We start from the raw sequence: 22,249 nt of genomic DNA, 5'->3' as shown, positions 1-22,249 counted from the left end.
CTATGATTAGAGGACTGCTGCAGCCTCAGCCACATAATCCCCTTTGATATACCAGGTTTTGGTATCGGTAATTCTTACCTGCACAAAGCTGCCGATCAGCTCCTTGGGACCTTCGAAATGAACAAGCTTGTTGGCACGGGAGCGTCCGGAGAGTACATTTGCGTTGTTCTTGCTCTCCCCCTCCACCAGCACCTCCACCAGTTCACCGAGCATCCGGTCGTTGCTGACCCGGCTCTGTTCCTTAATCAGATCATTCAGGCGCTTCAGCCGCCCGTTCTTCACTTCAAGCGGAATATTATCCTCCATTGCTGCAGCCGGCGTACCCTCACGCGGCGAGTAAATAAAGGTATATGCCATATCATAACCTACTTCACGGACGAGGGACAGCGTCTCTTCAAACTGCTCCTCGGTTTCGCCGGGGAAGCCGACGATAATATCCGTGGTCAGCACGGCATCCGGCACACTCGCTTTCAGCTTATAGACCAGCTCCAGATAAGCCTCACGCGTATATTTGCGGCTCATTTTTTTGAGCACCGCCGTACTTCCGGACTGCACCGGCAGATGGATATGCTCCGTCAGATTGCCGCCTTTGCCCAGCACTTCAATTAATCTATCGTCAAAATCGCGGGGATGCGAGGTCATGAAGCGGACGCGCGGTATATCAATCTTGCGCATATCATCCATCAGATCCCCGAATGTATAGTCCATATCCGTAAAATCCTTGCCGTAGGCGTTCACATTCTGTCCGAGCAGCGTGACTTCCTTGAAGCCCAGGCGGGCCAGCTCGCGTACTTCGGTGATTACGTCCTCCGGACGGCGGCTGCGCTCTTTGCCGCGGGTAAACGGTACAATACAGTAGGTGCAGAACTTGTCGCAGCCGTACATGATGTTCACCCAGGCGCGCATGCCTTCCCGCTTCTTGGGAAGATTCTCAATAATATCTCCTTCCTTGGACCAGACCTCGACCACCAGCTCCTTGCTGAACAGCGATTCCTTGATGATCTGCGGCAGACGGTGAATATTATGCGTTCCGAAGATCATGTCCACGAACCCGTGCTTGGCCATAATCCGGTTCACAACGCCTTCTTCCTGGGACATACAGCCGCAGACGCCCAGCAGCAGCCCCGGCTTTTCCAGCTTCAGTGTTTTGAGGTGGCCCAGCTCGCCGAACACTTTATCTTCAGCATTTTCGCGGATCGCGCACGTGTTCAGCAGAATAATATCCGCTTCAGTACGGTCTTCCACCGGCTGATAGCCCATTTCCTCCAGCATGCCCTTCATCGTTTCGGTATCATGCTCATTCATCTGGCAGCCGTAGGTCGCAATGAAATAATACTGCTGCTTATGACTGTTCATTTCACGGAACTGCTCCATAATCCGGATGGTTTCCGCATCTTCAAAGTTAATAACCTCGATCTCCTGCTTGCCCCGGCGCTTGCCTTCCTTATAATCCGGGTTGGAGTTGATTTGTACGGTACGACCCTTGATCCGGTAAGTCGTTTTCCCCTCTTCTTCACTGATGACTTTGGCATCAGAAAAATCAAAATACTTCGAGTAATCCTTCGAACCGCCCTTGCCGGATTTTAAGTCCGGTGAGTTATTCCCCATTGTCATGTTTTCACGTCCTTTATGAATGAAAGCTTCAGTAATCAAATCGGTTAATTGTATTATCGCCAATAAAAAATTATAGCATAAATGCTGGAGGCCAATCCATCCGGCAATGCAGGCATAACGAATAAACCTTCCAGCGATTCGGCAGGAAGGCTCTGAGTGATATATAAAGTATGCGGAGCATCATCATTTGCGGCGGATGTACATTCGCAGGTACACCATCTCAAGTTTGGATTTTTTGACGCAGATGAAAAACATCTTCATTTCAGCAAATCATCTCCCCGTGAATTCAGCTTTCTCCCATTTTAACAGCATACCGTTACATTAACGTTACACTTTTCTACAAAAAACCGCATATTATGATAAAATAACTGCCTTTTTTATCAATATAGATACATAGATTATGCGGTCCGACAGAGGAGCACTGAAATGAAGCATACTTTGGAGAGCGGTTTACAACTACATTACGAATATAAAGAGGCTAAACAGGCTCACGAAAATACCCGGACACTTGTCCTAATTCACGGGATGGGCTTTGATCTGACCTCCTGGGACCGGATCGTTCCCTATATGGAAGATGAATTCCACCTGCTCAGATACGATTTCCGCGGACACGGACAAAGCGGCACAGACAGCATTGACCCTTCCAAGCTTGCCTGGATTTATGTAGAACATCTGGACAGCCTGCTGCGCCGACTCGGGATTGAACAATTTGATATCATCTCCCATGGTGCCGGATGCATTATTGGCCTCTACTATACCAAGGTATATCCTGCAAAAGTACGCAGCAACGTCATGCTGTCACTGCCGTTATTCAATTCAAGCAGCACTGCCGGCAAATATGCGGACTATCGCAAAAATCTGGTGAAGCATCAGTCCATGAGCGCCCTGGCCGGCCATGTCGTTCCGAATGCAACGCTTTTTCAGCCTGGAACACCGGAAATTAACCGTCTGTTTGCAGCATTCGCAAGGGTAAGCTTTGACAGCTATATTGAGCTGCTGGATTTTTTTGCGGGGGCCCACGACGAGATCATGGAGATGTTCAAGAAGCATACAGGACCTCTGCTTCTGCTGACAGGTGAACGCGATCCGATGTACCCGCCGTACCTGTCCGGCCTGATTGCCTCGGCGAACCCGAACTGCCGCTTTATGACTGTCTACAATGCATCCAACATGCTGTTTTATGACCAGCCGGAGGAGACATATAAGCAAATCCGGATGTTTTTTGATACGGAGACAAGTAACCGGGCACCGCTTGACCCTTATTTATTGGAGCTGCATTCCGATTTTATCGGAATGGTAAACGTGGAGGCGCAGCTCGATGACACTTCTGTCCCTGCTGCTCCTGTTGCTCCTGTTGCCCGGCTAAAGGTAACGCTGCTGAAATCATTTCAGGTCTTCCTTGATGATACGCAGGTGCTGGGCGGCTGGGGGAGAAGAAGCGCCAAAGAGCTGCTGATATACCTGCTGCTGCACCCGGGTGCTGCCCGGGATCAGCTCTGCGAGGATCTCTGGAAGGACATGGAGAACACCAAGGCCCGGAGCCAGCTTCGTGTCTGCCTGAATCATCTGAAGCAGCTGCTTAATAATGAAGAAACGCGGCTTCTATATAGTGATAACCAGCAGATTTCACTGATGGCCCCGGTAGACTGTGACCTGCTGACCCTGCTGGAGAATACCAGGCTGGCGGTTAAGGAAACAGACCCTGCACGTAAAGACAGCCTGATCCAGGATGTCTTCCAGCAGGTCGATGATGAGCTCTTCCGGAATCTGGATCAGGACTGGAACCTGAATCTGCGGACCCGGCTTGAGATCGATCTGGTTGCCTTGGCCCATTATGAGGCAGATGTGCTGGCTAAACTTGGTAAATATACGAGGGCAATCGCCTGCCTGAAATATGTTATCCTGTTCAATCCGGAAGAGTATGATGCCTATGAACGGATTGCAGTGCTATATGAGCTGAACCAGCAGAAACAGGAGGCCAGGACATGGCGCAGCAAGCTGGCCATGCTGCAGCCTGCGCCAGAAAAGCCCGGCGCCCGATTATAGGACCGGTCCGGCTCAGGTTCTCGTCAAAAACACGCTTGCATTATTGCCGCCGTAACCGTGGCTCGTAATCAGCACTTTAGCAGATGGCTGGAGCAGGGTCTCCGTGATTAGCGGAAGATGCTCATACCCTGCCTGGTCCGTCCGGATCGTCCGGGGAATGAACTGCTCCCGGAAGCCAAGCAGCGAAGCAATAATCTGTGCAGGCCCGCTTACACTGAACGGATGCCCGATCAGCCCTTTGACCGAAGTCAGAGGAACCTTGTGATGGAACACATCCCGCGAGACTATGTCTTCAATGCTGTCATTAGGAGCATAGCCGAGAGCCTGGCTGTTGTAATAATCCGGTATTCTTCCGGCCAGCACACGGCCCACAACCTCCTTCATAATTCGGCCTGCCGGGTCCTGCCCGTTCACCGATTTACCGTCGTTGTTAGTCGCTATAGCATCAATATACCCGTAGATCACTGCTTTCCGGGCTTTCGCGTGCTCTTCTGTTTCCAGAATCAGACCCGCAGCTCCTTCCGATAATATAAAACCCTTGCTCTTATTGCTGAAAGGGGCACCTGCCGCCTCCGCCTGCTGATTGAACGGCAGGGCCCGCAGTTTGCCAAAACCGAAAACGGTTACTTTATTGGTGCTGCTGTCAGCTGCACCGACAATGGCCGTATTGATCCGGCCGTTTTGCAGATACACCACTGCATCCTCTATAGCTTCTATACCGGCAGTACAGCCGGTGGTCACCGTTTTGGTAATCCCGTTCAGCTGAAAATAACCCGCAACCGCCGAGGCCAGACTGTGATAGTGCACCAGTCCGCAGCAGTAGACCGGCATTTCCTTGAACTGATCCCCGGATGAAAGTCTGACCATCGCCTCAAGTTCTGTGGTCCCTCCCATGGTCGTTCCCATAAATATTCCTGTACTTGTCTCTGGATCTTTAAGGTCCAGCTGTGACATTTCGAGCGCTTCCGTAAGGGTGCTGACCGCAAGTTTGGCGATCCGCGGCAACACCCGGTACTGCTTCTCATCCAATAAACCGAGAGGCTGTTTAACTTCGCCAACCGTAAGCGAAACCCCGTCAGGGGTAAGATCCTTCCGCACTGTAAACTTATAATTTCCGCTCAGCAGATTCTGCAGCAGTTCATCACAATTCTCACCATTAGGCACCTTAACCCCAAACCCGGTTACAGCTATACGCTGCCTCATCCTAATTCACCCTTTTTCCCGGAGAATAAATTTTTATTAGGGAACCACGACAAAAAGAGCTTTCGCCGCTTGCCAGATCCGGGATCTGGCTGATCAGAATCTTAAGCAAACGGTTAAAGCTCTTTTCGCTGATGCTGTTATTCATTGCTGTGTATGCATTCAAAAAATAAATCAGCTTAATGTTCGGGTTGCAGCCGGAGTAAACGGAATAATCTCCTCCTTGTGTCCGCTCTGCACTTTGGCTGGCCACTCGGGGTCGCTGATCAGCGCTCTGCCTACAGCTACGAGATCAAATTCACCTTTCTCCAGCCGCTCTACCAGACGGTCGAGGTTATCCTCCTCATGCGGGTCTGCTGCACCGCCTGTAAATTCACTGTTCAGGCCTACAGAGCCTACAGTAATGACCGGTTTGCCGGTAATCTGCTTCGTCCAGCCGGCCAGATTAAGCTCGGAGCCTTCGAACTCAGGTAACCAGAAGCGGCGGGTGGAGCAGTGGAAAATGTCTACGCCGGCATTGCTCAGCGGTGTCAGGAACCGGGCCAGCTCATCCGGTGTACGGGCCAGCTTGGCCGAATAGTCGCCGCTCTTCCACTGCGAGAACCGCAGCACGATCGGGAAATCCGGACCCACAGCACGGCGGCAGGCATCAATAATTTCGACGGCAAAGGTCGTACGGGCTTCCAGATCACCGCCGTACTCATCCGTGCGCTGGTTGGTCTTCTCCCAGAAGAACTGGTCGATCAGATAGCCATGCGCCCCGTGCAGCTCGATGCCGTCGAAACCAATTCGCTTGGCATCCGCTGCCGCTTGCGCGAAGGCAGCAACAATGCCGTCGATCTGCTGCTTGGTCATCGGCTCTGTTACCGGCTCGCCGGCGAGGCTCAGCCCGGACGGCCCGACCGGCAGCGCATCCGCATTCGGAAGATCGCCGATGGAACGGGCCATGCCGACATGCCAAAGCTGCGGAATAATTTTGCCTCCGGCTGCGTGGACTTCTCTGACTACTTCAGCCCAGCCCTCAAGCGCGGCTTCGCCGTGGAAATTCGGGATGCCGGGATGACTGACAGCTGCCGGGTGGTTGATAGCCGTACCTTCGGTAACAATCAGCCCGACTCCGCCCTCCGCGCGTTTGCGGTAATAGGCAGCCACATCTGGACCAGGCACACCTTCCGGCGAAAAAGCACGGGTCATCGGAGCCATAACAATCCGGTTATCAAGGGAAAGCGTTCCTGCCTGAAAAGGAGTAAACAATAGGTCTGTGTTCATATCGGTCCTCCATTACATAATATAATTACTTTAAGTAAGTATATTATGATGGCTGGCGGGATCAAAAGCAAATGGCGCAGCACATTTGGCCGTTTTCGCCCGATTAGCCAAACAGACAAAAATAACCGGACACCCGCAGAAACACTGCTGATGTCCGGTTTCTCTTATATAAATTAAATTCTACAAGTCCAGAACGCCTGCTTTTGGTGTTACACGGAAAGCTGCAGCCAGATCAGCCAGCTGCTGGTCGGTAATCGTCTGTTTGATTTCTCTGCCGCCGATCAGGTTGTAGATGATAGCTGCTTTTTCGATCGTTTCTACCAGGCCGAAGGTAGCGTCCATAGTCGCACCTGTCACGAAGATACCGTGCTGCGGCCAGATGACTACGCGGTAGTCCTTCATCTTGGCGGCTGTTGCCCGGCCGATATCACTGCTGCCCGGAACCATCCAAGGGATAACGCCGATGCCGTCAGGGAATACAACCAGACATTCTGTGCACATTTCCCAGAGCGTCTTGGTGAATTTCAGCTCATCCAGATCATGGGTGAACGTCATAGCAATAACGTTGGTAGCGTGAGTGTGCAGAACAATGCGGTGCGTAGGATCAACCTTCAGGCGTTCAATGTGGCTCATGAAGTGGGAAGCCAGCTCGCTTGTAGGTACAGCATTGTTGCGCAGACCCCACAGCACTTCAACGCTCTCACCTGTAGCGGATACGCGCAGTACGCCGAGGTTAGCTTCCGGGTCTTTAATCACGTTGCGGAAGTATTTGCCGGAACCTGTCACGATGAAGTATTTGCCTGCAAGCTCAGTTACAGGGAAAGTAAGCTGGATAGTACGCAGGGGCTCACGGATATCAATGTACTTGGCTACTTCTTCTTCATCCAGCAGATAGCTGATGTTGCCGCCGTTCAGCTCATCCCAGCCCAGGGACCACATGTGGTGGGTAATTTCGGACATTTCCTGGATGAAAGGTGCTTCTGTGCTGGCGATATAACCTTTGGTTTCAATAACTGAAGTACTCATATGTTTTCGCTCCTTTTGGATGCAGATCTGTTGGTGGTAAAAATGACGACCATTTAAAAACTCAAGTTAATGTTTGTTTATATAAATAGCCTTATCTAGCAGACAGTACTTCCTTCTCGTAAGTCTTCACTTCTGCCAGCCAGTTTTCGCGGACAGGTGTGTTCTGGGAAGCGCAGTAGTAATCCCAGATTGCGCCGAACGGGTAAGATTTGAATTCTTCTACCAGTGCCAGGCGGGAAGTATAGTCACCTTCCAGTTCGATCTTCTTCAGCTCGGCAACAGGCTCAAGCATAGCGCGCAGCAGCGCTTTGATGGTGTTGCGTGTTCCGATTACCCATGCGGCAACGTGGTTGATGCTGCCGTCGAAGAAGTCCAGGCCGATGTTCGTACGCGGCAGCAAATCTCCGCGGACCAGCTCACGGGCGATTTCCAGCAGCTCATCGTCCATTGTTACTACGTGGTCACTATCCCAGCGTACCGGTCTGCTCACATGCAGCAGCAGCTGCTCGCTGAACATCAGGATCGAGGACAGTTTGTTCGAAATCACTTCAGTCGGGTGGAAGTGTCCGGCGTCAAGGCAGATGGCTTTGCCGCGGGTCAGACCATACCCCATATAGAATTCATGCGATCCGACAACATAGCTCTCGGAGCCGATGCCGAACAGCTTGCTCTCAACGGCATCGATGTTGTATTGCGGGTCAATCTCTTCACTGAACACTTCATCCAGCGCATCACGCAGGCGTGCACGCGGAGCCAGGCGATCAACCGGAGTATCCTTGTAGCCGTCCGGTACCCAGAAGTTAGTTACACAAGGCTGTCCCAGCTCGCGGCCGAACGATTCAGCGATTTTGCGGGAAGCTTTGCAGTGCTTGATCCAGAAATTGCGGATCTCCTCGTCAGCATGGCTCAAGGTGAAGCCGTCTGCCGCTTTTGGATGGGAGAAGCAGGTCGGGTTGAAATCAAGTCCCAGTCCCTGTTCCTTAGCCCACTCTACCCAGTTAGCGAAATGGCGCGGCTCCAGCTCATCCAGATCCACCTTTTCGTCTGTATCTGCATAGATGGCGTGCAGGTTGACCTTGTGTTTGCCCGGAATCAGCGACAAGGCCTTTTCCAGATCCTTGCGGAGCTCATCCGGTGTACTGGCGCGTCCAGGATAGCTGCCGGTAACAGCGATACCGCCGCTCAGCTCCTTGTCCTTGAACAGGAAGCCCTGTACATCGTCTCCCTGCCAGCAGTGAAGGGAAATCTTGATCTCCGCCAGCTTCTCCAATACTTCATCCACGTTGATGCCGTGGGCTGCATATAACTTCTTCGCTTCGTTATAACTGTTGATGATGCTCTGATCCATGTTGGGGTCCTCCTAAAAGTTTTGTGTGAGCATCTGCTCCATTGATTTTGCTTCGGACAAAACTGACTTCGAAAGCATACGCTTAGTTTTGTGAGCATCTGCTCCATCTGATCTACTTCGTGCAAAACTGTCTTCAACAAAGGTTATATCTATTGGCTGCCGCCTGCAGAAACTGCATGCAGGGCTTCCCAGCGGGCCAGCAGGGCCTCAAGCTGCGGAAGCGGGCGCGGCAGGTAAGACTGTATCTTAAAGGACTTGCCGATGATCGTCCGGGCTTCGCGGATGTCCGCAACTTCTCCGGTGTGAATCAGCTGGATTGCGAGATTACCGAGCGCTGTCGATTCCGTAGGACCGGCCAAAACTTCCCGGCCGATAATATCGGCAGTAAGCTGGCACAGCAGCGTGTTGTTCGCACCGCCGCCGACAATCTGCAGCACCTCTACCGGTCTGCCGGTCAGCTGTTCCAGCTCGCCCAGATAACTGCGGTACGAGAGTGCCAGGCTGTCGAAGATGCAGCGGGCAAGCTCGCCCGGCGTTTGCGGAACAGGCTGGCCGCTCTCTGCGCAGGCAAGGCGAATCTCTTCAATCATGTTGTCCGGATTCAGGAACCGCGGATCATTGCACGGAATCAGGCTGAGGTAGCCTTCAGCTTCTGCGGCAAGCTCAGCCAGTTCAGCGAAGCTGTAACGCTCTCTGTCCAGTCTGCGTACCTCCTGGATCAGCCAAAGTCCCATAATATTCTTGAGGAAACGGTAGGTTCCAAAAGCGCCCCACTCATTTGTGTAATTCGCCTGCATTGCCGCCTCTGTATTGACTGGATGATCCAGCTCAACACCGAGCAGAGACCATGTTCCGCTGCTGATGTAAGCAGCAGACCGGTCATCCTGCACAGGCACACCCAGTACGGCTGAAGCCGTATCATGAGTAGCTGCGCAGATGAGTTCACAGTCCGGCAGGTCATACTGCTGCTTCAGCTCATCCTTGATGCTGCCAAGCACTTCGCCGGGCTCGGTAAGCGGGGCGAACTGCTCTCTTCTCAGCTTAAGCAGGGACAGCAGCTCTGCATCGTATTCACGCTCTGCAAGATTCAGCAGCTGCGTGGTCGAGGCATTGGTTACTTCGTTGATCTTGCGGCCGGACAATCTGTAGTAGAGATAATCCGGGACGAGCAGAATCTGATCAGCTGCAGCCAGCTCTTTAGCGTCATGAGCATACAGCTGGTATAAAGTATTAAAAGTTAATTGCTGGATACCGGTTTTGGCGTATACCTTATCCGGAGAAATCAGCTTGGCTACTTCCTCCATTACCCCGTCAGTCCGGCGGTCACGGTAGGCGTATACCTCCTGCAGCCGCTTACCCTCTGCATCCAGCAGCACATAATCCACAGCCCAGGTATCAATCCCCAGCGTGCATTTGCTGATGCCGGCTGCTTTGGCCTTTTGCAGGCCGCGCAGAATTTCTTCAAATAAATAATCGATGTCCCAGAAGCAGGAGCCGTCACGTTCGGTGAACCCGTTGCTGAAACGGTGAATTTCCTCCAGCGAGAGACTTCCGTCTGCGATGGTGCCGAGCACAAGCCGCCCGCTGGAGGCGCCGATATCGACGGCGATATGATAGTTCATAGGGAATCTCCTTATCTTGAGATTAATTTAGAGAATTTTGCGGAACAGGGCGATAACTTCTTCTTTGGTCGGAATGAACGGGTTACCAGGCGCACAAGCGTCCTTCATGGCATTCTCAGCCAGCAGGTCAAGATCTACCTCGTCAACCCCCAGCTCAGACAGCTTGGCAGGGATACCGACTTCCTTGGACAGCTCCTTGATCGACTCAATAACGAAGTCTGCACACTCTTTATCGGTTTTGCCTTCCACCTGGAGCCCAATTGCCTTGGCGATTGCCCGGAATTTCTCTGGAACATACTTGGCATTTTCTTCTTCCACATAAGGCAGCAGCATCGCATTACATACGCCGTGCGGCAGATCATACACTCCGCCGAGCTGATGCGCCATTGCATGCACATAACCGAGTCCGGCATTATTGAACGCAAGTCCGCCCAGGAAAATCGCATATACCATCTGTTCACGTGCTTCGATATCATGGCCGTTCTTCACAGTCTTAGCCAGGTTGCCGAAGATCAGCTCAACAGCCGCCAGAGCCGTAGCATCCGTAACAGGGTAAGCGCCCGGGGTTACCAGTGCTTCAATCGCATGGGTCAATGCATCCATACCGGTTGCTGCAGTCAGTGCAGCAGGTTTATCAACCATCAGCTCAGGATCATTTACAGAAATGGTCGCAATGCTGTTCTTATCAACCATTACCATCTTAACCTTGCGTTCTTCGTCAGTAATAACGTAGTTAATTGTAACTTCACTGGAGGTTCCTGCAGTTGTATTAACTGCAACAATCGGCAGTGATTTGTTCTTGGATTTGTGTACACCTTCATACTCGGCAATATGTCCGCCGTTGGTAGCAACGATACCTATTGCTTTGGCCGTATCCTGCGGTGAACCTCCGCCGATCGAGATCAGATAATCACATTCATGCGATTTAAGGAAATCCACGCCGTCATGAACATTTTTACAGGTCGGGTTCGGCTTAACTTCATCATATACCACATACTCAATACCGGCTGCATCCAGTACGGACAGCAATTTGCCGGCGATTCCGCTCTTCATAAGGAACTTGTCGGTAACAACAAGCGCCTTCTTCAAATTCAGTTCTTGAATGTAAGGAGCGATTTCCTGCAGACAGCCTTTGCCCATAATGTTAATAGAAGGAACATAATAAACACGGGTACTCATTGATTGACCAGCCTCCTGATAATGTTGTGTTGCACAGTTCGTTATCTTCTTCTCTGTAAGGGTTATCCCGGCTGCGGCACCTCAGGCTGGTCTCTGTAGTAATCGCAGCGGACCTTATGCTCAGGCGCTTAATCTTATGAAGCATGCGCTTTCAAAGAGAAAATGAACACTCTTATCGTAGCTCCATAATTCTGTGTTGTCAACAAATAAAATATTATTTATGTTGTTTTTATTTGTTTACTGTTTACAAAACGCAGATTATAATGAATATTATAATAAATTATGTGTGGTTTTCGTCTAATTTATTGCAAAACACAGATATTCAGGTCTATATTTATAGATATCTATTGGGATTCAAGAGTATAGCTCCGGAAAGGTGATAACAAATGCTGGCTGCCGAAAGACGCAACAGAATCATAGATCTTGTCCATCAGGATAAAAGAGTACTGGTCTCCGACCTGAGCCGCATGTTCGAAGTAACGGAAGAAACGATCCGCAGGGATCTGGAGAAGCTGGAGAAGGACGGGATTGTCAGCCGGACTTACGGCGGGGCTATGCTTAACAGGCATACGAACGAGGATCTTCCTTTTGTAACCCGCAATGCGCTCAATACCGACATCAAACGCAACATCGCGCTGAAGGCGCTTGATCTGATCAATGACGGGGATACCCTGATGGTAGACCCCAGCTCAACCTCGTTCGAATTCCTTAAACTGCTGGGCAACAAAAATAACCTGACACTCATCACGAACTCGATCAATATTTTACAGGAGTTCTCCAATTCCGGCATGAACATTATTTCTACCGGCGGTTCTCTCCGCCACCGTTCCCTCTCGCTGGTTGGCCCGGTCGCCCATGATACGATTCAGCGCTACAATGTGGACACCGCCGTAATCAGCTGCAAGGGGATCGATATGGACCGGGGAATTACCGATTCCAACGAACCGGAATGCGAGCTCAAGAAGTACATGCTGCGTCAGGCGGAGAAGGTTGTGCTGCTGGCGGATCATACGAAATTTGACAAGACAGCTTTTACGAAGCTGGTGGAGCTGAACCGGATCGATGTGCTGATCACTGACCGTAAGCCGTCAGAAGCCTGGCTCAAGCGCCTGGCCAAGGAGAATATTGAGGTTCTCTGCTAGTGCGGATGATTGTGTTTCTTCTATATAATATGTGTATCCAAAAAAAGGACATTTCCCCCTTCCCGGGAAATGTCCTTTTAGTATAGCTGCTGCAGCCTGCATTAAGCTTTGGACAGCATAATATTCAGAATCGTCTCATCTGTAGCGGCAAGCCCTTCCTGGACGAGCCGTTCCATGTTGCGGATAGTATCCTCTACCTTTTCAAAAATGACTCCGTCATTGTCTGTCGGTGAAATGTTATTCATCGCCAGCGTTGCCGCCTGGATTGCGGCATTGGTGGCGGTGGAGATTTTGAGCGCACAGGTGGACTTGGCCCCGTCACAGATCATGCCGGACAAGGAAGCAATGGTATTCTGGATGCCATGCTTGATCTGATCCAGGCTGCCGCCCATCAGGTAGATGATCCCGCTGTTCGCCCCTACTCCGCCGGCAATTCCTGAGCCGCACAGCGGTGAGAGCCGGCCGATGTAATGCTTGACGTGAACAGTGACCAGATTGCTGAGGGCAATAGCCCGGGCCAGCATGTCATCACTTTTCCCCATAAGCTCGGCCAGTTTAATGACAGGCAGCGTAGCTGCGATCCCTTGATTACCGCTGCCCGCCGTCGTCATGACCGGCATCGCACTGCCGTCCATCCGTGCATCGGAAGCCGCAGCCGTCGCCGCGATTACGGAATTGGCCACATCGTTGCCGAACAGATTGACTGCGGAGCGCTGGCTCATTTTTTTGCCGACCTGAAGACCGTAATCCCCCCGCAGGCCTTCATCTGAAATAGCCTTGTTCATTCTTGCGCCTTCCAGAAGAAATTCCAGATCAGTAAAAGCTGTAGTGCAGACAAACTCATAAATCCCTTCGAGAGAAACGGCGTAGTCTTCGGGACTTAGCTGCTCGTCCTCCCCGCAATCTCCCTTATCCTTCTGGATATTAATAGGGATACCATCCTTCTCCAGCAGAACGATATTAGTGTGCTCCTTCGCAACAACCGCTGTTGCCCGGTGATTCGCGCTCTGTACCCTTGCTTCTATATACAGCTTCTCCGGGGTGTCCTTGAGTTCCACCGCCAGCAGCTTTCGGTCTATAATCGCATTAGCCTGACTAAGCTCAACAGCCGTCAGCCCTGAAAGAATCTCCAGCTTTCTGTGGGAGCGGCGGATTACTGCACCAAGCGCTGCAGCAATCGGGAGTCCGGTCTGTCCGGTCCCGGGAATGCCCACACCCATCGCATTTTTGATAATATTACCGCTGAGGAACAGCTGAATGCCTGTAATTTCCTCCTCAAGCAGCTCTGCCGCCAAAGAGACCGCATAGGCTACTGCAATCGGCTCCGTACAGCCTTCCGCCGGAACGATTTCCTTCTTCAATACTTCGAGTAAGTTAACCATATAGGATCCCCCCTTATCTCTGTCTGAGCTTTCTCTATATACTACATCAGACTGGAGGCTGAGGGAACCGTTTATTCAGAGGGAGGGTGCAATCTCATTGCCGAATCACCAAAAAGCGCCAAATCCCAAATCCCGTTCAGGACTTTGAAATTTGACGCTTTTGCAGCGTACAGGCTGGTTCAGCTGCTTAGTTTTTTTCCACCGCATGGCCGCCGAATTCATTACGCAGCGCAGCAACCACCTTGCCGGTAAAAGTGTCCGTCTCCAGCGACCGGTAACGCATCAGCAGCGACATCGCAATGACCGGAGTGGCCGCCTGCAGGTCAAACGCTGTCTCCAGTGTCCATCTGCCTTCGCCGGAGGAATGCATGACGCCCTTGATGTCATCAAGCTTGGCATCCTTAGAGAAGGCGCGTTCTACCAGCTCCATCAGCCACGAACGGATGACCGACCCGTTGTTCCACACGCGGGCCACCTGCTCGAAATCGAAGTCATATCCGCTTTTCTCCAGAACCTCAAAGCCCTCGCCGATGGCCGCCATCATGCCGTATTCAATTCCGTTATGGACCATCTTGAGGAAATGGCCGCTGCCGGATTTGCCGGCATACAGATAGCCGTTCTCCACAGACGTATCACGGAACAGCGGCTCAGCCACAACCCAGGCCTCTTCATCCCCGCCGATCATATAGCAGGCGCCGTTGCGGGCTCCTTCCATACCGCCCGAGGTTCCGGCATCCAGATAGTAGATCCCTGACTGTTCCAACTCACCGTGGCGGCGGATTGATTCCTTGTAATGGGAATTCCCTGCTTCTATAACAATGTCGCCTTTGGACAACAGTGGTGTCAGCTCGGCGATTACGGAATCGACGAATTGGTGCGGCACCATAATCCAGGCGATCCGCGGTGTATCCAGCTTGCTTACGAGCTCAGCCAGGCTTGCTGCTCCAGCTGCCCCTTTTGTGCCAAGCTCGGCTACTGCATCAGCATTTACATCGTATGCCACAACCTCATGTCCATGCTCCAGCAGGTTCTGGCCGAGATTGAAGCCCATTTTACCCAGTCCGATTAATCCGACTTTCATTAGATATCCCTCCGGTTAATTTCTGATTGTGTATTATGCCAGTTAAATCTGGCTTACGCTCCTGCCCGGATCGCCTGCTCATCCGTTCTGCGGGATGCTTCGACGTCTTCCTCCGGCTCATCCAGCCACCAGTGGTTTTCGCCAAGCAGCTCATCCGCTGCAGCCGGACCGTTAGAACCGGCAGCATAGGTATGGAGCGGGAGCTTACCTTCCTCCACGGCCTCAAGAATCGGCTGCACCCACTGCCAGCTCAGCTCCACCTCTTCCCAGTGAGCGAAGAAAGTAGCGTCTCCGAGCAGTGCATCGTAAATAAGGTTCTCATAGGCTTCAGGCAGATCGGGATTAGCTGAATCATGCCGGATGCTTACCGGCTCGAGCGACCCGTGCTGGCGGGGATTTTTGGTATTCAGCTGCAGCGAAATGCCTTCCCCGGGCCCGATTTCAATCACCAGCAGATTAGGCTCAAGCGTAAGCTTGCCTCTGTTAACGTTATGAGAGTCATTAAACGGTTCCTTGAACTCAATAACAATTCTGGTTGATTTCTCCTTCAGCCGTTTGCCGGTGCGGATGTAAAAAGGCACCTCGCTCCACATCGGATCATCGATCCATAAGCGTGCGGCGATATATGTTTCATTCTGCGAGCTTGCGTCAATACCCGGTTCATTAAGGTAGGCTGGCACCGCTTTGCCTTTCATATGGCCGGCGCCGTATTGTCCGCGCACCACATGCTGCGTCACCTCTTCCTTCAGCAGCGGCCGCACGGAACGGATAACATGGCGCTTTTTGCTTCGGACATCCTCAGGACTGCTGTCTTTAGGAAGCTGCATGGCCATCATCATCAGCAGCTGCAGCATATGGTTCTGAAACATGTCGCGCAGCGCACCTGATTTGTCATAATAGCCTGCCCGTTCTTCCACACCAACAGTCTCGGCAGCCGTAATCTGAACGTTAGCGATGTAACGGTTCTGCCAGAGCGCCCGGAGCACCGGGTTAGAGTACTTGAGTACTTCCAGGTTCTGCACCATCGGCTTACCGAGGAAATGGTCGATCCGGAAAATCTCCTCTTCCCGGAAAGCCGCAGTCAGGCTCTCATTAAGCTCCCGCGCGGACTGCAGATCCCGGCCGAACGGCTTCTCGATAATCAGACGTTTCCAGCCTGTGGTGTCACCCAGACCGCTCTCATGAATATTCGCGGCAATCGGACCGAAAAATTCAGGGCCGACCGACAAATAGAACATCCGGTTACCCGGAATGCCGAGCTCTGCTTCCCGCTGCTGCACGTGGGCCAGCAGCTTCGTATAATCCTCCGGACGCCCAACGTCCAGCATGCTATATTCAAAAGCCAGCAGGAAACGCTGCAGTCCCGCTGATTCTACAACAGGACGGCGGGAAAAGGTACGCAGTGAATCCAGCACCTGCGCCTGGAACGTTTCGTTGCTTAGCTCTCTTCTGCCCAGGCCAATCACCGAGAGAGGACCGGAAAGCTTGCCATCGGCAAACAGATTATAGAGAGCCGGATAGATTTTGCGTTTCGCCAAATCCCCGGTGGCGCCAAACAGCACAAAGGTAGATGATTCCACTTTCATTCCTCCCGTTATTATATATTATTTATTAGGTTACTATTAATTACTCACGAACTTAACAAAACTCATCATACGCCTGTAAAATCCATTCGTCAACCTCATTTCGACATTTACGAAAAGTACTTATTTTCACGAAGTCTTTGCTATGGTATAGTGAGCAGGATACTAATAATAACTATAAGGACGGATGTGTGATGGATCAGGAAATCAGACCGTTACTGGCCAAAGTGGAGCATGCTTATCATATCGTCGGAAAAAAATGGGTGAATTTCATCCTTCATGTGCTGATGGAAGGCCCCAAACGGTTCAGCGAGCTGAATACCCTCATTCCGGATCTGAGCAAACGCATATTAAACGAACGGCTAAAGGAGCTGGAAGGCTGCGGTCTCCTTACCCGCACCGTGATCCCGGACCGGCCGGTCCGCACAGAATATTCACTCACTGTCAAGGGACAGGAGCTCGGGACAGCGCTCAGCCATGTGGAGAAGTGGGCCATTAAATGGCTGTAAGAGCTAGCTCGATTGGATCAGCAGCTTTAGGTATAGACAAAAAAGGAGCAGGACATCGCGTCCCGCTCCTTCTCTTTTTTCTTCTAAATGATCCGGCCGTTAAAGACCAGCCGTTTGGTAATCAGCCAGCACCGCTTCCGGTGCAAGTACATTGTTATAAATCTTCAGCTCATCGATCAGCCCCTTGAATGGAACATCCCAATAGTTGACCCCAAGCGTGAAAACTCCGTTATTATCCTTAAAAATATCCGGAAATCCGCTGCCCGAGAACTTTTCCTCCCCGTTAATGTACAGCTTGACCGTTCCGTTATTAACCGTGAAAGTGACATGCGTCCAGGTTCCGGCAGGAATTACGTAGCCTGCAGTTGCCTCATAGACAGCGTTTGACCACAATATGGTGGCATCTGACGGCCCTTTTGGCACAAGACTAAACCAGCTGCTGTTCGAGCTTGCTCCAAAAAAGGCGGTCGTGTAAGTCGTCAGCTGATCCGGCTTCAGCCACATTGAGACTGAATACGAGTTGCTGTTAATCAATCCGTCCGGCAGCCGGATACCGGAAGCCCCGTCAAATAATGCCGCCTGGCCCGTTACCCCGTCACCGTAAGTAATGCTGCCTACAGTAGCGCTGCCGACCAGCGCCCCTGTCACTCTGCCTTCACCTGAGAGCTCAAGCGAATCCTTCAAATTGCCGTCAAAAGAGTACACCGCGACCCGGCCGTCCGTAACCTTCACAGACAAGCTTGCGGTTACATTGCTTCCGTCGGTGGAGGCTGCGGTAATGATGGTATCGCCTGCATGCTTTGCCGTTATAACCCCGGATGCACTATCAACCTCAGCAATAGCAGGATCGCTCGAGGTCCAGGTTAGAGCCCGGTTGCCTGCATTGGCCGGCAGGATGGAGACCGCTGGAGTATAGGAATTTCCGACAGCGATGCTTGCAGCTGTATCAGCAAAAGCAATCGCGCTCACCTTCACATCGGCATCCGGTTCACCGTTTACCAGCCAGCCGACGGCTTCAGGCGTCAGCGCTTTTTCATAGACGCGGAACTTGTCAATCAGCCCTTTGTACGGGGTATCCCAATAGTTGACCCCGAGCGCAAAGACACTTTCTTCACCGTCAAACAGGTCGGTATAGTTCGTCCCTGTATATTTCAGCACTCCGTTCAGGTACAGCTTAACCGTTCCGGCATCATAGGTGAACGCAATATGCGACCACTTGCCGGCCGGGATCTGCAGGCCGGCATCAGCATCCAGCCAGGTTTCACTGCCGAACCATACCCGGGTCGTTGCCCCCCCGTTGCCGTAAGGCAGCAGACTCATCCAGTTATTAGTGGTTTTGGCTCCAAAAAAGGCCGATGTGAAGGCTGTCAGCTCCTGCGGATTCAGCCACAGGCTGAACGTATAGGCGCTGCCGTTAATCAGGCCGTCCGGCAGCCGGACACCAGAGCTGCCTGTAAGCTTGAGCGCCTGCCCGTCCTGGCCGGCCGCAAACTCCACTGCTCCATCTGCTGTGTTCAGCAGCTTGCCGGTTGCGCTGCCGTCAGCCTGCCGCCCGGCGCTCTCTGCCAGGCTGTCTTCAAAGTCATACGCTGCAACCAGTCCGTCCTCCAGCAGCGTGCCGCCGAGTTGAACGACAACGACAGTGAACGTCTTCGTGACCGAAGCATTGCCAAGCTTAATGGCAGCTGTCAGCTGCACCTCGGCATTGCCGCTTCCCGCCTGCGGCCGGGTAACCTTGCCGTCCGCCGCAACAACCGCCGGGCTGGAGGATGTCCAGGTAATGACAGCTCCGTGCACACCGGACACCGGCAGTGTCAGGTCTCTATAGACCTTGCTGGTATCCCCAAGTGTCAGGCCGCCGGCAATATTAGCAACCAGCTCATCATCGCTGAGCAGCTTGATGGCACTGCCCCAGACGGCAACGCCCTGGTCTGACATCGCTGTGAAGACCATGACCTGTTCATTCCGGGTGGAATCCCACTGCTTCACAAATACACCCTTGTACAGGCGCTGTACTGTACTGCCGTTCTCTGTTTCGTCAATCAGCAAATGGGCATAATAATCGCCTGCCAGTTCCCAGCTGCCGCTAACCGCTCCGCCCAAAGTGCCGTCTTCCAGCAGATCGACATTGACGGTCGGCTTGATTTTGGCCGAGGTATCCTTGCCGTGGTTGACGAACTGATAAGACCCGACAACGTCAGCCCGCTGAACCTTGGCAAGCGTCTCGCCGGAATAACGGTGCGGAGCCACAACCGGCCAGGCGTCCTCGTTCATGAACATCTGATGCACCCGCACCTCATGGGTTTCCCCGCGCAGCGGGAATCGGGTATGGAAGAAGTTGAACAGCTTGTCCTGCTCCTCATCATAAAAGACCGAGTTATGCCCGGAGGAGACATAGCCGTATACCGGGAAATCCGCCTCCCCGTTCAGATTGCTGAACAGGAAATTGCCGATCAGCTTGTTGCCGATGTTCGAGTGATCCCCGTCCGTCGCCAGCACTGCATTCTGTCCTGCCGTATCCTTGTAAGGACCGTCCGGATTCACAGAACGGAACAGCCGCATATTGTAGCCGCCGTCAGCAGCCAGCCCGCCGTAGGTTACATACAGGTAGTAATAGCCCGTTGACTGGTCATAGACGATATAAGGACCTTCTCCGGATTTGTAATTGCCGCCGGAAATTTTGGTGCCAAAGTAACGGTCAATCAATCTTCCGTCAGCTGTAGTCCCGTCTTTACCGGGGTATAGCGGCTGTCCGGTCGCAGGGTCAACCTCAAGCAGGAAGATGCCTCCTGACCAGGAGCCGTAGGTCATCCACAGCTTGCCGTCCTTGTCATAGAACAGGGTCGGGTCAATCGCATTGGTATACTGCTTGTTGTTATACGTGCCGTTGGCATTGAACCAGGCCGTATTCATGCCTTCCAGCATCCCTTTGCCGATCAGCGTCTGAATGTTAGTGTTGGTCCACTTTTTGTTGACCGTGCTATTCGCATCGTACTGCTCATCCAGCGTAAAGCCGGAGTATATCACCGTGCCGCCGTAAACATAAGGGCCTTCAATCTTCTGTGATACGGCAAAGCCGATTGCAGAACGGATATAAGTAGATGAGGTGCTGTAATAGAGCATATATGCGCCTTTTGTGCCGTCGCCATTCACATAATCCGCATTCCAGAACACATCCGGCGCCCAGACGGCGAATCCGCCTTTACTGTCGGAATCATTCTCCCCGGCCCAGGCAAAGGATTCCGCCAGATTGCCGGACAGATCACCGTATATGGCATTGTCCGGTGTTTTGTAGCCGTTGGTGAACGTAGTCCAGTTCAGCAGATCCTGCGATTTAGCCGCTTCAATATGCGAGCCAAAAACATAATACCTACCGCCGTCCTTCACCACTGAAGGGTCGTGCACGGATACGTTGCTGAACACCGGAGCAGTCGGTGCAGGTGTGGCTTCCGGTGTAGCCGGCGGAGTCGCTGCGGGTGTTGGCGATGCCGCTTGGCTTGGCGTAGCGGTGGGGGATACAGGACTTCCGCCGTTACTTACAGGTGCAGCCGTAGCTGTTGCCGTTGCTGCTGGAGTCTCCAGCTTGATTAAACCGCTGAATTTCGGATCATAGCTTACCTTGCCGGTTCCCTGAACTGTAAGCTGACTGCTCAGACCAAGAATCAGATTCCTGATTTCGCTTCCGGCCTCTGCACGCAGCGCCGCCATGCGGTTAAGCGTCATTTCCGCGATGGTTCCTTTCACCAGAACAAGCTCCGGCTCCCCTGCAGCATTGACTACAACAGAATCAAAGCTGCCGCTGAGCTGGATGCGCGAACCCGCAGGCAGGGTGGTCTCAAGCTTAACCCGGCTGAAGCCCGCTCCGCCAAGTGCCGTATCTTCTTCCAGTCTGACACCCGATTCAGCTGTTACATCCGGTATGCTACTACTGCCCTTCAGAACAATCCGCAGCTTGCCGTCCGGCTTGTCTGCGATCAGCGAGGCTGCTGAGGTATTGTTCAGCACGACACTGTTTTCACCGCCGCCGCTGACGATAATCTTGCCCGCAACCTTCACGTTGTCCAGCAGAATATCTCCACCGGCAATCCCTTCCGTGAGATACAGATTGCCTGTAATTTCGGTGTCCTTTAGAGTCACACCGGCCGTGCTGATCACCAGGTTCTTAGCCTGCAGCTGTGTATAGCTGCCGCTTTGCAGAATAATCTCACCTGACAGCTTGCCGATCATCCGGACAGCTTCTGCCCTTGTTACCGGACGTCCTCCTTTAAAGCTGCCGTCCTCATAGCCGCTGAGGAATCCTCCGCTCAGCAGGGTGTTAACGGCTTCTCTGCTGAATGAAGGCAGGACTTCAGCATCAGTCGATCCTGACGCAGCAGCAGCGGCATCAAGTCGGTACAGCCGGTACAGCATAACTGCCGCTTCCTGGCGGCTGACCGTCTGCTGCGGGCGGAAGGTTCCATCGCTGTAACCTGACACATATCCTGCAGATACCGCTTTCATAACTTCGGTGTAGTAAGCCTTTCCCTGCTCCACATCACTGAAGCTGTTTGCAGCAGCCATAGTCTGCAGATTAAATACCCGGTTTACAAGGGTGACCCATTCCGCCCGGGTAATGTTCTGATCCGGCTTAAATACGCCGTTTCCGTACCCCGACAGCAGCCCTTTGTCAGCCCATGTCTGCAAATCTTCGGCTGCCCAATGCCCTGTATAATCCGGTGCTGCAGCCGTCTGCAGTCCCGCAGAATTGCCGTCCATTACTGTTCCCGAAGCCCCCAATGCCGGTGAAGGAACAAGCAGCAGCAGTGCAAGAAGTGAAGATGTCAGCCTGCCAGTCCATTTATTCAAAAGTAAATCCCTCCGTTTCTAAAATTGGCCTCAACGGTTCCCTAACCATTCCCTTTCTCGCACATAAGCCATAAGCAGCATTTAAGGCACCGGAAAGCACCTCCTTATCGCCAGTATAAATAAAACGCTTACAAGATAAATTCGATAAAAAAGTTTCTTTTCGGCCTTTGTTTATTTCATACATAACTAAAATAAAACCTTTAAGAAACTCTGTAACCGCTTTTATTCTATAGTGATATTCCCATGTTAGTCAATTGAAATTTTTAAAAAGTATGAATCTTTTTATATTTTTATTTATTAATTACAAAACCAAAATAAAGAGCAGCTGCCCTTCGTCATAATCCGGAAAGGCGCTGCTCTCTTTAGTATTCTTTTACCGTGAGACCTTCAACTGACGCGTATG

The 22,249-nt window shown here is 52.1% G+C and carries 14 protein-coding genes; 3 read left to right on the top strand and 11 right to left on the bottom strand.

Annotated features, from left to right (window positions below):
• Positions 1 to 6 precede the first annotated feature (6 nt).
• Entirely contained in the window at positions 7 to 1,614 is a 1,608-nt protein-coding gene (gene miaB / locus BLR64_RS08055; protein ID WP_090713628.1) for a tRNA (N6-isopentenyl adenosine(37)-C2)-methylthiotransferase MiaB, read from the bottom strand.
• A 426-nt stretch (positions 1,615 to 2,040) separates the two neighbouring features.
• On the opposite strand from miaB, the gene BLR64_RS08050 reads away from it, so the two are divergent.
• A complete protein-coding gene (locus BLR64_RS08050; protein WP_090713627.1) occupies positions 2,041 to 3,660 on the top strand; it encodes an alpha/beta fold hydrolase in 1,620 nt (539 codons plus the stop codon).
• A 12-nt stretch (positions 3,661 to 3,672) separates the two neighbouring features.
• Here BLR64_RS08050 and BLR64_RS08045 read toward each other — a convergent pair whose 3' ends face one another.
• The 6 genes from BLR64_RS08045 to BLR64_RS08020 form a co-directional block, all read right to left on the bottom strand.
• The gene (locus BLR64_RS08045; protein WP_090713626.1) at positions 3,673 to 4,863 is read right to left on the bottom strand and encodes a beta-ketoacyl synthase N-terminal-like domain-containing protein; all 1,191 of its coding nucleotides are present in this window, start codon (positions 4,861 to 4,863) and stop codon (positions 3,673 to 3,675) included.
• Between the two features lie 171 nt (positions 4,864 to 5,034).
• Positions 5,035 to 6,129 (bottom strand): NADH:flavin oxidoreductase, encoded by a 1,095-nt coding sequence (locus tag BLR64_RS08040; RefSeq protein ID WP_090713625.1) that lies wholly within the window; start codon positions 6,127 to 6,129, stop codon positions 5,035 to 5,037.
• 180 nt (positions 6,130 to 6,309) lie between these two features.
• Positions 6,310 to 7,155 carry a rhamnulose-1-phosphate aldolase gene (rhaD, locus tag BLR64_RS08035; RefSeq protein ID WP_090713624.1) on the bottom strand — a complete coding sequence of 282 codons (846 nt, stop codon included), beginning with the start codon at positions 7,153 to 7,155 and terminating at the stop codon, positions 6,310 to 6,312.
• 91 nt (positions 7,156 to 7,246) lie between these two features.
• Positions 7,247 to 8,503 carry an L-rhamnose isomerase gene (gene rhaA / locus BLR64_RS08030; protein WP_090713623.1) on the bottom strand — a complete coding sequence of 419 codons (1,257 nt, stop codon included), beginning with the start codon at positions 8,501 to 8,503 and terminating at the stop codon, positions 7,247 to 7,249.
• Between the two features lie 149 nt (positions 8,504 to 8,652).
• The gene (gene rhaB / locus BLR64_RS08025) at positions 8,653 to 10,125 is read right to left on the bottom strand and encodes a rhamnulokinase (protein WP_090713622.1); all 1,473 of its coding nucleotides are present in this window, start codon (positions 10,123 to 10,125) and stop codon (positions 8,653 to 8,655) included.
• Between the two features lie 27 nt (positions 10,126 to 10,152).
• Positions 10,153 to 11,304 (bottom strand): iron-containing alcohol dehydrogenase, encoded by a 1,152-nt coding sequence (locus tag BLR64_RS08020; protein WP_090713621.1) that lies wholly within the window; start codon positions 11,302 to 11,304, stop codon positions 10,153 to 10,155.
• Positions 11,305 to 11,690: 386 nt separating this feature from the next.
• Between BLR64_RS08020 and BLR64_RS08015 the strand changes: the two genes are divergently transcribed.
• Positions 11,691 to 12,446 (top strand): DeoR/GlpR family DNA-binding transcription regulator, encoded by a 756-nt coding sequence (locus BLR64_RS08015; RefSeq protein WP_068720942.1) that lies wholly within the window; start codon positions 11,691 to 11,693, stop codon positions 12,444 to 12,446.
• A 101-nt stretch (positions 12,447 to 12,547) separates the two neighbouring features.
• On the opposite strand, the gene BLR64_RS08010 is transcribed toward BLR64_RS08015, so the two are convergent.
• The 3 genes from BLR64_RS08010 to zwf form a co-directional block, all read right to left on the bottom strand.
• Positions 12,548 to 13,828: an L-cysteine desulfidase family protein gene (locus BLR64_RS08010; RefSeq protein ID WP_090713620.1), complete on the bottom strand. Its 1,281-nt coding sequence runs from the start codon at positions 13,826 to 13,828 to the stop codon at positions 12,548 to 12,550.
• A gap of 187 nt (positions 13,829 to 14,015) precedes the next feature.
• The gene (gnd, locus tag BLR64_RS08005) at positions 14,016 to 14,909 is read right to left on the bottom strand and encodes a phosphogluconate dehydrogenase (NAD(+)-dependent, decarboxylating) (protein ID WP_090713619.1); all 894 of its coding nucleotides are present in this window, start codon (positions 14,907 to 14,909) and stop codon (positions 14,016 to 14,018) included.
• Between the two features lie 53 nt (positions 14,910 to 14,962).
• Positions 14,963 to 16,489 carry a glucose-6-phosphate dehydrogenase gene (zwf, locus tag BLR64_RS08000; RefSeq protein ID WP_090713618.1) on the bottom strand — a complete coding sequence of 509 codons (1,527 nt, stop codon included), beginning with the start codon at positions 16,487 to 16,489 and terminating at the stop codon, positions 14,963 to 14,965.
• Positions 16,490 to 16,686: 197 nt separating this feature from the next.
• Here zwf and BLR64_RS07995 point away from each other — a divergent pair, with 197 nt between their 5' ends.
• Positions 16,687 to 17,001 (top strand): winged helix-turn-helix transcriptional regulator, encoded by a 315-nt coding sequence (locus BLR64_RS07995; RefSeq protein WP_090713617.1) that lies wholly within the window; start codon positions 16,687 to 16,689, stop codon positions 16,999 to 17,001.
• A 99-nt stretch (positions 17,002 to 17,100) separates the two neighbouring features.
• On the opposite strand, the gene BLR64_RS07990 is transcribed toward BLR64_RS07995, so the two are convergent.
• The gene (locus tag BLR64_RS07990; RefSeq protein ID WP_090713616.1) at positions 17,101 to 21,846 is read right to left on the bottom strand and encodes a LamG-like jellyroll fold domain-containing protein; all 4,746 of its coding nucleotides are present in this window, start codon (positions 21,844 to 21,846) and stop codon (positions 17,101 to 17,103) included.
• Positions 21,847 to 22,249 lie beyond the last annotated feature (403 nt).

This window comes from Paenibacillus typhae, from assembly GCF_900099765.1.
GTDB lineage: Bacteria > Bacillota > Bacilli > Paenibacillales > Paenibacillaceae > Paenibacillus_AQ > Paenibacillus_AQ typhae.
The sequence above is the reverse complement of the archived record's forward strand: the minus strand, read 5'-3'. Positions and strand labels throughout refer to the sequence as shown.

What these genes read in the sequence shown, in the direction of transcription:
- miaB (WP_090713628.1), bottom strand. Translation starts at nt 1,614, where the DNA reads ATGACAATGGGGAATAACTCACCGGACTTAAAATCCGGCAAGGGCGGT.
- BLR64_RS08050 (WP_090713627.1), top strand. Translation starts at nt 2,041, where the DNA reads ATGAAGCATACTTTGGAGAGCGGTTTACAACTACATTACGAATATAAA.
- BLR64_RS08045 (WP_090713626.1), bottom strand. Translation starts at nt 4,863, where the DNA reads ATGAGGCAGCGTATAGCTGTAACCGGGTTTGGGGTTAAGGTGCCTAAT.
- BLR64_RS08040 (WP_090713625.1), bottom strand. Translation starts at nt 6,129, where the DNA reads ATGAACACAGACCTATTGTTTACTCCTTTTCAGGCAGGAACGCTTTCC.
- rhaD (WP_090713624.1), bottom strand. Translation starts at nt 7,155, where the DNA reads ATGAGTACTTCAGTTATTGAAACCAAAGGTTATATCGCCAGCACAGAA.
- rhaA (WP_090713623.1), bottom strand. Translation starts at nt 8,503, where the DNA reads ATGGATCAGAGCATCATCAACAGTTATAACGAAGCGAAGAAGTTATAT.
- rhaB (WP_090713622.1), bottom strand. Translation starts at nt 10,125, where the DNA reads ATGAACTATCATATCGCCGTCGATATCGGCGCCTCCAGCGGGCGGCTT.
- BLR64_RS08020 (WP_090713621.1), bottom strand. Translation starts at nt 11,304, where the DNA reads ATGAGTACCCGTGTTTATTATGTTCCTTCTATTAACATTATGGGCAAA.
- BLR64_RS08015 (WP_068720942.1), top strand. Translation starts at nt 11,691, where the DNA reads ATGCTGGCTGCCGAAAGACGCAACAGAATCATAGATCTTGTCCATCAG.
- BLR64_RS08010 (WP_090713620.1), bottom strand. Translation starts at nt 13,828, where the DNA reads ATGGTTAACTTACTCGAAGTATTGAAGAAGGAAATCGTTCCGGCGGAA.
- gnd (WP_090713619.1), bottom strand. Translation starts at nt 14,909, where the DNA reads ATGAAAGTCGGATTAATCGGACTGGGTAAAATGGGCTTCAATCTCGGC.
- BLR64_RS07995 (WP_090713617.1), top strand. Translation starts at nt 16,687, where the DNA reads ATGGATCAGGAAATCAGACCGTTACTGGCCAAAGTGGAGCATGCTTAT.